The sequence below is a fragment of the Methylicorpusculum sp. genome, assembly GCF_030651835.1.
Classification (GTDB): domain Bacteria; phylum Pseudomonadota; class Gammaproteobacteria; order Methylococcales; family Methylomonadaceae; genus Methylicorpusculum.
Map to the genome: position 1 here is coordinate 1 of NZ_JAUSBX010000082.1, position 11,537 is coordinate 11,537.

At 50.5% G+C, this 11,537-nt stretch carries 8 protein-coding genes; 1 reads left to right on the plus strand and 7 read right to left on the minus strand.

All coding sequences use genetic code 11. From position 1 onward, the window contains the following. Positions 1 to 121: 121 nt before the first annotated feature. Genes Q7V32_RS09950 through Q7V32_RS09975 form a run of 6 tightly spaced genes read right to left on the minus strand, consistent with a single transcriptional unit; the run spans position 122 to position 7,259 of the window. Positions 122 to 1,195: an N-acetylmuramoyl-L-alanine amidase gene (locus tag Q7V32_RS09950; RefSeq protein ID WP_304896824.1), complete on the minus strand. Its 1,074-nt coding sequence runs from the start codon at positions 1,193 to 1,195 to the stop codon at positions 122 to 124. 33 nt (positions 1,196 to 1,228) lie between these two features. Beyond that, the gene (locus Q7V32_RS09955) at positions 1,229 to 2,359 is read right to left on the minus strand and encodes a hypothetical protein (RefSeq protein WP_304896825.1); all 1,131 of its coding nucleotides are present in this window, start codon (positions 2,357 to 2,359) and stop codon (positions 1,229 to 1,231) included. Between the two features lie 11 nt (positions 2,360 to 2,370). Continuing rightward, entirely contained in the window at positions 2,371 to 4,539 is a 2,169-nt protein-coding gene (locus Q7V32_RS09960; RefSeq protein ID WP_304896826.1) for a hypothetical protein, read from the minus strand. Between the two features lie 29 nt (positions 4,540 to 4,568). Continuing rightward, on the minus strand, positions 4,569 to 5,891 hold the full coding sequence (locus Q7V32_RS09965; RefSeq protein ID WP_304896827.1) for a hypothetical protein: 1,323 nt from the start codon (positions 5,889 to 5,891) through the stop codon (positions 4,569 to 4,571). Between the two features lie 6 nt (positions 5,892 to 5,897). Next, positions 5,898 to 6,569, minus strand: coding sequence for a hypothetical protein (locus Q7V32_RS09970; RefSeq protein WP_304896828.1), 672 nt, complete (start codon positions 6,567 to 6,569; stop codon positions 5,898 to 5,900). A gap of 39 nt (positions 6,570 to 6,608) precedes the next feature. After that, the gene (locus Q7V32_RS09975; RefSeq protein ID WP_304896829.1) at positions 6,609 to 7,259 is read right to left on the minus strand and encodes a hypothetical protein; all 651 of its coding nucleotides are present in this window, start codon (positions 7,257 to 7,259) and stop codon (positions 6,609 to 6,611) included. A 568-nt stretch (positions 7,260 to 7,827) separates the two neighbouring features. On the opposite strand from Q7V32_RS09975, the gene Q7V32_RS09980 reads away from it, so the two are divergent. After that, positions 7,828 to 9,705, plus strand: a complete 1,878-nt coding sequence (locus tag Q7V32_RS09980) for a diguanylate cyclase domain-containing protein (protein WP_304896830.1) — start codon at positions 7,828 to 7,830, stop codon at positions 9,703 to 9,705. A gap of 349 nt (positions 9,706 to 10,054) precedes the next feature. Here the strand turns inward: Q7V32_RS09980 and Q7V32_RS09985 are convergent, their stop codons facing one another. Further along, complete coding sequence (locus Q7V32_RS09985) at positions 10,055 to 11,377, minus strand: type VI secretion system contractile sheath domain-containing protein (protein ID WP_304896831.1); 1,323 nt, start codon at positions 11,375 to 11,377, stop codon at positions 10,055 to 10,057. Positions 11,378 to 11,537: the final 160 nt, after the last annotated feature.

Consider the following 11,537-nt stretch of genomic DNA (forward strand, 5'->3'; position numbering starts at 1 on the left):
CGGCAATTGCTTGAATACTTTTATCGCCGCGTTGCAAGACTTTACTCAGGGCTTGCTCTTTAAATTCTTCACTATAACGGGTTTGCATTAGGGTTGCCTCTATAAATGGGTGAGGCGACAACTATCCTGACACAGGGGGGATGTCGGGGCCCGGATCGTTTTGGCGGGTTCCGCTGGACTGGCGGTGCGCCAATACATGGGTGAGTTTTATGGTTTGCATCAAATAGCGAACAAGATAACGGCCCGATTCGAACTGAGCCTGAGTCGGATGGTTCTTGCCATACTTGTCGCCTTGCCACCACTTGCCAAGGGTATTGGGGAAATTTCCGGCGAACTCAACGGCGACGCTGCGTGCGTTAAACCCATTAGAAGCCCAGAGTAAGGCAGAAACAGGATGCAGTTGCAGGATGGTGCCGTCGCGGAGGATAACAAAGTGGGACTTGGTTTTCAGGTAGTTCTTGAGGGGATCTTTTCGGTTGGCACAACACGCCATTTGGTGCAGCACCAGGGCATAGACGGTTTTAGGATCACGGTTTCCTTTACGGTGACTCTTGTCGGCAGATGCGGTCAGGTCAATGATGCGAGAACCCGAAGCGCCCCCCGCCACGTCGACAACACGGTTATAAACATTACCCAGACCGCTGGCAATACGGCCGAAAATATCCCCGAACTCAGGTTCGGCTTCGTAAGCCCATTCGCTTACCGGCATCCTGTCATCAGCAAATGGGTTTGCCTCGTCGAGCTGGGCCGGAGCGGACTTGCAGGCACTCCCTAAAACCTGCTCGGTATCAGGACCTAGAATACCGCTCTCGCTAAGCCCTTGCTGCTTCTGAAAGCTTCTTAATGCGCTGCGCGTTTCGACGCTCATGATTCCGTTCACCGGAAGCTGCAATCCCATGACCTGATTCAGGCAGTCTTGTGCCCACCTTACCTGCTCCGAACCATAGGGCGCTGCCGAATAAGGCTCTCGAATGATTCCCCAAGCCCCCCTGGGTCTCCTGGGAATGGGCCGGGGCGTGGGTGCTTTGGGACTTCGGATCCCTTTAGGCCGCGGCCCGGCCTTGGCACGGGGATAACTGACCCGTCTGGCAGCTAAAGGCCGGCGGCCTCTTTCGTTTTCCTCTTCGAACGTTTCACTCTGAAATTCAGGATCAAATTCGAAAGGCATTGTTTCAAAAACCGTATCTTGATTCATGATAAACCTCTTGGATGTAAGTGGCCGTGGTGGTTAATCCATAGCCAATCCACTGAAAACCTGCAGATTGACTGGCGCTTTGCTCACCTGCGTCAGCCTATCGACGTCATTGATCAAAGCATCCAGCTTCTCTGTGCAACGATCGATATCCATAGCGCTGTGCCGGGCCGTTATTAAAAAGCTCAATCGTGCCCCTATACTCCTGTGCGATCGCGATAATACGGTTTGAATACCCCGTCGATAAAGGCGCTGGTGCAGTCTTACAGCAGAATTTCCAGAAATTCCGTTCAGGGTTTGAACCGGAAACCAGCCTCCCGAGGAAGAGCAGCCAATAAGTTCCAAACCTTTACGAAATTGTCTAACCCGTTTGTTAAGCTGCAGTCTTAATGGATCACCCTGCATCCGGTTTACCTCCAGTGCCTGTGCAGCCGCCTGGATAACAGCAACCGAAGGCGGGCTGCAATGGACTCGCGTATCACTTTCAGATTTGAAGCGGCTGACCCAGTGTTGACTCCCGGAAAGCACCGCAATCGGAACGCCGAAGCCCTTTGCCAGTGAAGAACCCAGCAGAATATCCGGTCCGTAGTGTCCGCCCCAGCGTAATAGACCACCTCCGCCTTTACCGTAGGGGGCATGGCGCTTCGGCATGGCTCCCAGAATACCTAGACTCTGGGTGTCGTCCAGCACCAGCAAACCACCGAAGCGCCGCACAATGTCCAGATAACTGTCAATTGGCGCGGGTCGGCCGCAGGCGGGGCAGAAACCATCGGCGACAACTACCGGATACGTGTTCCTGCTTGACTGATCCTTTATCTGGGCCAATAGCGCTTGTGGATCGTGGTGACGAAACCGATGAACCTTAACACCTCCTCTAGCCGCCCGATCCACCCCCCAACGAGCAATCGCGTAAGTTTCCTCATCTCTATACAGAGAAACCGGCAGTTTGCTGAGCATTCCGAAAAGATCCCAATAAAGATGCAAGGTAGATGGCATCAACAGCGCCTGCTCGCAGCCCTGTAGCTCCGCCAGCGCCATTGCCACATCATCTGCGCCGGGAGGCTCGACAAGCGCAGCTGGAACGCCTAGCGAAAGCTGTGCCCAGGGCTCAAGAGACTGGCTGGAGTGGTGCATCCCCAAATACAGAGCCGAAGTAAAATCGATCATATCGAATCATCTCAGCCCGCCCGCTGCTGAGATGCCAGACGCTTTTGCAACAGAACAGACGGCAACATGGAATCCAAATGGGCATTCACAGACGGATCGGCGGATAGGTCAACCCCGGTTGCTGCCCGGTAAGCATGAATATAACCCTGCACCTGAGGACGGAAAAACCGCGACCAATTAAGCGCCTTAACGGGTTCGAATTCATCGCTCCAATGGCCCCAACGGATAGAAAGTAATAACTGTTCGCCGAACATGCCGAGGTTACGGAAATGCAGCACGCTGGTGTCGGTCCAGCCTTGCAGTTTCTTCATGGCATCCACTCTATCCATCCAGGGCTCGGGATACGCGACCATAATCCGGGTCGGCAGATATTCCCGAAATTCCGGCCTGGCCAGCAGCCACTGCTGCATCAGCATTTCGATACGGGCCGTGGAGGGCAAATCCCCGAACTGGTTGTGCGCGCCTTGGGAGAGAATCAGATGCACTTCCTTAAGTCCATTGAGCACAGGGAATGCATCGGCTTTTACCGTTGTATCGTCATCCTGTTTATAGAACACCGTGCATAGACGCAACAGATTATGGAAGGCCTCCAGAAATTTCGAACGCGTATCCACAGGGCGAAAATTCTTTACGGCTTTCCCTTCAAGCCGCAGTCCATAGTGGTGATCATATTCGTTATTGCGGCGTCCCACCGTCAAACGGTGTTGTTCATCCTGAATATAACCCCAAAGCAGGTTATTAAGCGGCCGCAAGGGTTCCATCTCCAGATTGGCCAGCGGGTCTTGTGTAAAAGCGGGTGATCTTATGTTCTGGAATCGCAGCGTAATCGCATTCATCGACTGCACGAGCATCCCCTCTTCGTGCCAATAAGACCAGATGAGTTCCAGCAGACAGGGATTTTCCAGCTTCTCTTGCAACAATCCGAAGCAATTATCCATTTCTCTATCCATTTCCCCATGGACCGGCACGGCATCCTCAAATGCGACTGATTTTATAGGGATATCGGGCAATTTCCGGCGAATGACGGCCAGGTAAGGAAGCGTTTTTTTACCGTTTAAGGGAACGAGGTATTTTTCAAAATTTGTCTTCAGACCTGAAATGGGAATGGGCAAATCTCTGCGGTCAAGATAGGCATCGTCCCGGTTTGGGCGGTTTAAATCCGGATCGAACGGCAAAGGCGACTGCTGAACACCGCAATTGACCATCACAAAAGCCTCGGTGGCTGCCTTTATGACGCGGTAGGCGTCGGAATCGCTGAATGGCAGGAAGCGTTTGCTGATCAAGTGCTTGTATTCCTCTTTCTTGACCGGAAAACGTTCAGACTCAAAGCCGGCAGGAGGCAGTTTTCCGCCACAGAAAATCCAATCCATAAAGCCGAGATAATTGTTGAACGAGAGCGCCTCGGTACTATTGCGTATCCCGGTCCAAAACGCCAAATCTTCGGTGAACGAAGTCTCCGTCCGCGTCAACGAGACATCAAGATTACCGCCAATAGTGCTTACCGGTTTCTGCTTGGAAAGAAATGACAGGAAAGCAGTCAGACTGGCACTGCCTATTTCGGTCATTGTGGCACTGACATTGATTTTACCCGTATGATTATGGGTATCGAGATAAACGGTATCACTCTCCGTATCCGATTCATAAAAATTGCCGCCTGTTGTTGACCATGAGATCCGTCTGTTAGCGGGTGAAATACCCGCTTTATCATAAACTTTGAAAATCCAGGTTGTTCCTGCATCCGCCTGGACACATTGGTTAAACTCAGTGCCATGACAATCATCGGTGAGCGCGCCCCAATCGATGCAAAATCCCAAGGGCAGCTTCATTGTCGAGGTATAACAGCTGTCGTCCTGGTTAACCAGGATATTGTCTTTTCTGGCCTTCACGCCGAAAGCTTCGCAACTCGATTCATAAGCGCCGTAGGACACATCAAAAGTGACAATGCCTTTTTCATCCGTTTCTTTACGGTAAACTTTTTCTTCACAAGAAAGTTCATCCATAGACTCTTCATTTTTTTGCTGTACAACACTTTCTTTGGAAACCTTACCCTTAACCTGTTTGGAACGCAGAGTAACCCAGGCATTTCTTATGGGAGTGCGGATAACCTTGTTTTGGCAATTTTCAACTTCGTCGGTCACCAAGAGGGTCACCTTACCCAATGGAGTGTTTTGTGTAGACATGGATGTCTCCTTAATAAATGATTTCAATGTTAGAACGCCGCATAAGCCCTTGGGCCTGTGTATCGAATGTTTCGCTCGGCACAAGCCGCAGAGACGCTCAACGTGCGGCTCAGTGCCCAGTGCGTAAGCAGTTTGGCAAGAATGACACTTTCCTCTTCAGGACTCAGTCGACCATCGGATCGAGCCTGACCAATCACCGCGAAAGCCAGGATGGGCGAGGTACGGTACATTTTCGAAGGTTTCTTCCGCCAAGTCTGAAAATGTGCCTGCAGATGCCGTGGCTGACGCTTATGCACCTCCAGAACATCGACAAGCGTTTGGCCGCGCAAGCATTTGGGCCTATGGTTGACCAACAGAGCAACAAAGCCGGGAAGCGTTGCCTGCAGTTTGTCGAAATCCCGCCTTAACTCTGCCTCCAATCCGTATAACGGGTAAAACGCGTCCCATAATCCAGCCAGGCGCTCCCACTGCGGGTGAGGATAGAGCGCCTGCCCCATCGCACAACTCAGCTTGACACGAATCCAGGGCGGAGGATGCGGATCGTCCAGATTCAGCCGGAACACGAAAGCACGCGGCAGACTGACAACACCCATCAGCCCTAAGGTAGAAGCGATTCCGACCCTGGCAACTGACCAGAAGTCGGCGACGATTTCGGAAATCCAGCGTTCCCATAGCGACCAAACGGCGTTATAAGGTCCGCTGCCCCGTTGTAAGCCTTGTAAAACCGGCCTAAGCGAATTAACCAGATCAAGCAGAGCGGCAGCCTGATGACCGACTTCATGGACTAAAGAAGAAGCAATACTGCTTCCCACCATACGTTCCCTGGGAACACGGATTACCGCAACCGGATTTTCTCCGCCACCCGGAAGCCGGGTTCTGGCCCTGCGGATGGCCGCCCCGACGCCACGATCGAGATAACAAATGACAGGCGGAGCATCGTAGTAATCACCGGGTAACCTAAGTGCATCGGCGGAGACCACGTCCAGCCCTGAAAGCCAGACACCAATTTCATTCTCGCTACGCTGAGTGAGCGCGTCACTGAATAAATCAAACTGAGTCAACACACCATTGAATCTAAGCCGCAGGATTGAAAACAGCCGCTGTGCATGGGCCGGTGTCGCACTTTGGCCTGACGGCCCGCGCAGCCATCTAATGTAGTGCTGAATCATGCCTCTCAATTCCTGACGGCTCTTGATGAGATAGCTCTCAATGCCGGTTTGTGCTGACGGCAGAATATACGCCGCCGGCATCATGGTTTCATGCAACGCAAAAGGCTTAACGCGATTCAGCCGGGTCATCAAGGCTCGTGCCTCCTGCTCTAGTATCCATGTCGCATAGGAAAGGGAGGCCATAATCGATCACACCCCGGTCAGAATAATTTTATTGCCTCGACGGAACCAGCGTCCGCTGGAAGCTCGTCCACCCGCGACATTCATCGTATTGGCTACCGCAGACACTGCGCCGGGAAGCAGACCCGGAGCAAGTTGACGCGCGGCAGCCGCGGCAGCTTGTTGGGCAATGGCTTTAGGATTGGCTGCCGAAGGCGCAGAAGCAGCGTTTTTTGCGGCTTGACTGGCGAATTTAACAAAACTTTTGGCAACTTCGAATTCCTGGTCTTCCAGGCTCAAGCCTTCCAGTTCCAAACCGAAAAGACGACCCGCGGCTGACGCCGCCTGACTACCTATTTTGGCGCCGCTGGGGCCACCGAAATACCCTCCGACTGCGCTGCCAACCAGAGGTAAAGATTTTTTGGCAGCGCTTTTCAGGAGGCCTCCCAGCTGCTGTCCTACCGGAGATTTGACCAACTGGCCAATAGCGCCACCGGCTTTCTTGATAAGACTCCCTAAAAACATATCCAGCTCGGCTTCACTGCTGACGCCTAATAGTTCGGCGGCAAGTTCCACGGTTTCGGCTTCACTGAAAACATCGGTTTCGCCATTCCATTCGGCTTCACCGTATTCGTATTCATCGAATTCGTAATTTTCCAGATCTGGGCTGTATTCCAGTTGGGTGCGGTCTAAATCATGCATGGCTTCATCCTCCACAAATAAGGGATTAATGCGGTGTATTTAATAATTTTCGATGATGATATTGCGGCCCTGCCTTATCCAGCGTCCGCTTCTTCGTCCTTTGCCGGACGTAGGCATCAATACCCCTGAACCGGGGCCTAATAGATTGGGAGCGTATTTTTGTGCCGCTTTAGCCGCAGCCTTTTGTGCTGCGCTGAGAGGGTTTACGGAGGATGGCGCGGAAACTGCGTTTTTGACGGTATCGGCGGCAAACCGGACAAATTGTTTTCCACCTTCAAATTCAAGGTCTTCCTGGCTCAGCGCTTCCAGCTCCAGCCCCAGCGCACTTCCGGCTGCGGAGGCTAAACCGCTGCCGATCTTGGCACCCAAAGGGCCCCCAAAGTAGCCTCCAAGCGCTCCACCTGCAATCGGCAAGGCTTTTTTTGCGGCGCCTTTCAAAACCCCGCCTACGGCTTGTCCGATTGGCGATTTCACCACCTTGCCGATGGCACCGCCTACCTTCTTGATTAAGCCGCCGAGAAAAAGATCAAGCTCCGCTTCAGTAGTGATATCCAACAGTTCGGCGGTTAGATCCATCAATTCGCTCTCGCTGAATATTTCTCCCCATTCCGCTTGGTCAAACTCGAATGTCTCGGCCTCAAAACCGGCCGCTTCCGGATTAAATTCAAATATATTCTCGCTTTCATACATGGCTTTTACCTCCGATAGCTAGAGTAGCCCTTCACTTCCTGGGGTTAGAGAAATCATCTTCAAACCGGGAAATGACGGGCAGTAATGTTGTTCTCAATGGCAATAACGCAAAGGATATGCCAGTTACTTTTGCTATTACCAGGACCGGTTTGAAAGTGACCTAAGCCAATGAAATAAAAAAAATTATCAACTTTTCGCTGTTCATGACGCTTATTTGGAAGATCAAAGCTAAGCGAAGTTTGCTTCGGTAAGGCCGTCATTCACCCCTTAGAAAGCGAAATTTATTTCGTGACGAACGTATAAGCTGTCTTCACCTACAAAGCTTCCCCCCAGCCCTTTTACCCTTCAACATGAGAACTGCTGGTAAGTAGTTGTCCTAATTTCAACGCATCATGTTCTGTGATAAAAAACATCACGTCATTTGGGCTTAAAGATAAATGAAGCATTAAAGCCACAAAAGCTCAAACTGATAACTGCAGGCGATGCCTGTAGCATGCAAGAGACTTTTGGCTGCTGGGCTGGATCATTTTCAGTATCGAAACCAATCAATTTTCAGTGAGGCCTGTTTATGAACGCCGTATTTAACAAAACTGACATTCGCCTGCTTTTGGTTGACGACGATCGCTTTGACCGACTCGCTTGCAAGCATGCGCTTAACCAATATCAGAACTTCAGCTGCCTGTTTATCGAAGCAGAAACCGGCAATCAAGGCCTTGAGCTGGCTCGCTCTCAACAACCCGATTGTATTTTGCTTGACTACCAGCTTCCGGATTTAAACGGTGTGGAATTTCTCGCCGAACTCGCTGATGATTTGGGGAAATTGCCGATCCCGGTGGTGATGCTGGCGGAATCAAATAATCCGTCTATCATAGCCGACGCACTGAAGATGGGAGTCAGTGACTATGTGATCAAAGGCTGGAACTGGGAATCGCTGCAATGGCTGTCAGGTACTGTGTTTCATATACTCAGAGAAAAACAGGCGATTCGCGACAAGGAAGAGGTTTTCGAAAAGCAGCGCGAGGCCGAAGAAAAATACCGCAAACTGGTGGAACAAATTCCAGCCATTACCTACATGGCTTCCATGGAAATTCCGGGAAAACTGCTCTATCTCAGCCCGCAAATTCATCAGTTAGGTTTTGCCAGCGAATACTGGCTTAATGATTCTCATGGCTTGCTCAAACAGGTTCATCCCGACGATTTGTCCGTCACGATCGAAGCTTATGCACACACCTATGAATATCATGCGCCATTACGGTGTGAATACCGTTTGATAGGAAGTGATGGAAAGCCCCGCTGGTTTTTGGACGAGGCCAATATTGTTCGCAGCCAACAAGGTGAGAGTCTTTTTCTGCAGGGCATCTTGGTCGATATCACTAAAAGCAAAGAAACCGAGCAAAAGCTTTATTATTACCGCCAGCACCTTGAAGAACTGGTGGCGGAACGTACATTACAACTGGAAACGCAATGCGCCCGTCTAACATCGGCTAAAGATAATCTGGACAAGGCATTTTCCAAGCTCAGACAGACAAACTCGGATTTACGGGCCAGCGAGCAGCGCTTCCGGCTCCTGCTGGATTCGGCAGGTGAAGGTATTTTGGGACTGGATGCCACGGGGTGCTGCACCTTTGTTAACCGGGCGGCGCTGGCAATGCTGGACTATACCCACGAGGAAATCCTGGGGCAAAACATCCGTGCCTTACTGAATCACGACTGCATGCCGGAATTGACGACTGTCCCTGAACAAAACACCTTATGCGAAAGTATTGCACGTCGCTGTACCGGAAAGTTCCACGGTAAGGACGGCCGTATATTGCCCGTAGAATGTTCATCCTATCCGATAGAAATTGACGGACGGACCGACGGTACGGTGCTGATGTTTTGGGATGTGACCGAGTCTCAAGCCCTGATACAGAAACTGTCCTATCAGGCCAGTCACGACCCGCTCACCGGACTTTGCAACCGGACTGAATTTGAAAAACGCATCAGCAGAGTCATGGCTAGCGCTATCCAAGATCAGTCAGAACATGTGTTGTGTTACCTGGATCTGGATCACTTCAAGGCTATTAATGACAGCTGCGGTCACGCTGCCGGCGACCAGTTACTCAGCGCACTGGGTACCGAGCTTTCGTCCAAGCTGCGTCAACGCGACACCCTGGCAAGGCTGGGTGGAGACGAATTTGCATTGTTGCTGGAACACTCCATGCTTGATCAAGCCTGGAGTATCGCCAATGATATCTGTGAGTTCATAAGTAATTTTAAATTTACCTGGGCAGGCAAAGACTATTCGGTTAGCGCGAGCATCGGGATAACAACATTGACCAACGAGGATAGCGATATAACCGCCGTGCTATGCGCCGCTGACACCGCTTGCTACATCGCCAAGAAACAAGGGGGAAACCGGGTGCATATAGCTACAAAAGCTGGTGATGAGGCCCTTGTACGGTAACCTTTGAACAGAGAATAATCAGTTGAGCAGCCCCTATCCCGTTCATCTTGAGCCTTCGATAGTCGAAATTTGGGATGCTCGCCCAATCGGTTGTTTGTAAAACCCATTCAGGCTTCGGCATACTAAGCACGAACGGATTTAAGGCCTTTCAACTGATTTTTTAGGTTAAAACGTAAACACGGCGTATCTGCTCACCCCTTCCTATTTTATTGGGTATAGGTGCTTGATTTCAAAGGACGCATGAATACATCCTTGTAGCTCTCTGCAACATCCCTGTTGCAGAAGCCTTTTCAATCAAACACCTACACCTTCTATTTCAAGCGGGCGAGTAGTTACAACACGGCAACAATCAGACTAGCGTTGAGATAGCGGCTAACCGGATGCCTTGCCGATGGCGAAAACCGATCAACGGCATGATACCCCGAGACAATAACGTAGTTATCTGTGCTTCATTCAATAGTATCTCTACGCAGGGTTGCAATACCTTCTCGCCATCCTGATCAAAAGCGAATGCCGGAATATCGTTGAAAAAGAAGGCCTCATCGCCTCTTTGTTCCTCGCTGTTCTTGATGAGGCCCCGGATGCATAAGAATGCGGAATTACCCCAGAGCAATTCTTCTGACCGAGGAATGATTGAGCATTCTTCAAAATCGAAGGTATCGATTGAATTGCGTTTATTGCCATAAGGCAGCCGCAGTAAATAGCGGGGATAAGCCAGCACAACACGGTCTGCGTTGATCTCGCTTAAAAACTGATGCCATTGCAGGGTGCTGTCGGATCCATTCAAAATAGTGTTTTCTATCCATGAAGACTGAGCGCCGCCCAGAAAACAGCTGTTGCATGTTGCTGCCAGTTGGCTGAAATAGCATAGCAAGGCTTTATCATCTTCACTGCCTGAAAAATAATAATCCCCGGCTAAGAGAAGAGTCTGCTGCTCGTCGTCTACTGCCTGCACATGTTGCAGTATTTTTTGCTCAAAAACGCAACTGCCTGTTTTTTGCTCGGCCAATAATTCGTCTTGACGGACATCCACCAGAAAATAGCGGTGCCTATCAGCCGATTCTTCATTTACCAGTGCTTCTGTAGCCATCCACAACGCTTCCAGATTCTGAAAGGGCTGGCTGTGCAGCTGCATTCGCAAAAACTGGCTGATTGTCGAATCGATCACTTTTATCAAAGCCGTATGCTCCGGATCAGCTTCCTGACTGATATAAGGCGACACGATCTGATCAATAAACCCTTGGACTGAATCCAGGTTACCGGCCGCACTGTCTGATTTTTTGCCCAGCAGCCGCTGCAGCATGTCTTCCTGGTTTTCGGAGGCATTAGATGGGTGAGCAGCCGCATTCTTTTCAGCTAAGACAGGGTGAAATGCGTTGATTTTCGCAGCTGCCTGCGCTGCTGTTTTTGGGTTGCTCAACTCGCTTTTTAATTGCCGCAAGTCAGTCAAAATGGGGACTTTATTAAACCAGGCATCGGGATTAAATGCTTCCCGGGTTTTAAACTGCAGTGTCAAACCGGAATTGATTTCAAGCCCTGGTGTTATCTGCGCCATCACTTGATCAAAGTTATCGATATTAATTTCTCTGATTTTGCGCTGTTCCCAGGGAATAGCGGACTGACCGGAAAAATTCCCTAAAATATAAATCCGGAAACCGGCATCAACATGGATTTTATGAGCCGGATTAAGGGTCGGTAAATGTCAACGTAGTTGTCGCATCAGTTAAAAATTAGTGGACAGTAGTGTCGGTTTTTTTCGCCGCATTATTGTTTGGTTTATCAGGATTTAAACAGACTTCTGGCTGCCAATCCCAGTTTCGGGTGTTACGACT